Source organism: Pantoea sp. VS1 (assembly GCF_002207995.1).
Classification (GTDB): Bacteria; Pseudomonadota; Gammaproteobacteria; order Enterobacterales; family Enterobacteriaceae; genus Pantoea; species Pantoea dispersa.
Genome location: NZ_NHZE01000106.1, coordinates 1 through 984, shown reverse-complemented (window position 1 = coordinate 984; position 984 = coordinate 1). Strand labels below are relative to the sequence as shown.

At 58.4% G+C, this 984-nt stretch carries 2 protein-coding genes; both read left to right on the top strand.

The window, feature by feature from the left end:
- The coding region (traT, locus tag CBW22_RS24140; RefSeq protein WP_217899538.1) for a complement resistance protein TraT at nucleotides 1-268 on the top strand (268 nt) is incomplete at its 5' end.
- A gap of 30 nt (nucleotides 269-298) precedes the next feature.
- A complete protein-coding gene (locus CBW22_RS24135) occupies nucleotides 299-598 on the top strand; it encodes a hypothetical protein (RefSeq protein ID WP_088518095.1) in 300 nt (99 codons plus the stop codon).
- Nucleotides 599-984 lie beyond the last annotated feature (386 nt).

Below are 984 nucleotides of genomic sequence, written 5' to 3'. Positions count from 1 at the left end.
AGACGCACTGGTAGAGGATATAAATTACACGATGGTGACCGATCTGCAGATTTCTGAACGCAGCAAAACTGCCGTAACCACGGACAACGTGGCGGCGCTGCGTCAGGGCACTTCCGGCATCAAGCTGCAGACCAGCAGCGAAGAGGGCAACCGCATGAAATACCAGACCCGCGTGGTGTCGAACGCGAACAAGGTCAACCTGAAGTTTGAAGATGCGAAGCCGGTGCTGGAAGCGCAGCTGGCGAAGTCCGTTGCCGGGATCATGTAATTCAGTCAGCTGACAGATGCGGGAGGCGCCATGCGCAGAAAAATTGAACGACTGGCGTCTTCGCTGCCCGGCTTCCTGAATCTGATGCTGACAGCCGCCATCATCACCCTGCTGCTCGTGAACGTAACGGACAGCTGGCTCCCCTGGCGTTTTGTGGATTGGCTCAGGTTGCTCGATGCCGCGCCGGGTGGGGCGGGAACGGGAGAATTCTGCCTGTTCATGCTGGCGGCGATGTTGCTTTATATCATCAGTATGGGGGCGTGCGGGCTGGTCCTGACCGCCGTGCTGCAGGCAGCCATAAAACGCATTCTGAAGCTTGCAGGCCGCTGAATTACCTGGTATTACTTAACGACCGGTGAGAACCGGCGGCACGCGCCTTAAGGAGAAATGAGAACACTCTCCTGACAACGGGGCGCCTGCCGACCCCCGTCTGTGTCCCCCGGGCAGCGGACACCGGGACAGCACCACCACCACGGGTGCTGTCCTCCTCCCTCACGGGATCCCCTTTTACGCTTCCCCCCTGATGCACGGGGTGGCGGGAGCGTGGCTCTGATTTCCCTGACGTATTACTACTGCGCTTCGCGCGCGTCGGGAGCAGCGTTGTAACGGCTGTATTTAACCCCTGTTCTTAACTTCCTGAAGGAAAACCCCATGCTCACATTCAACGGTGCGGCACGCACCCTTATTGTCTGGACTACCCTGTTTTTTGCCTGGAG

Coding starts and splice junctions, on each gene's coding strand:
- CBW22_RS24135 (WP_088518095.1), top strand. CDS start 299: ATGCGCAGAAAAATTGAACGACTGGCGTCTTCGCTGCCCGGCTTCCTG.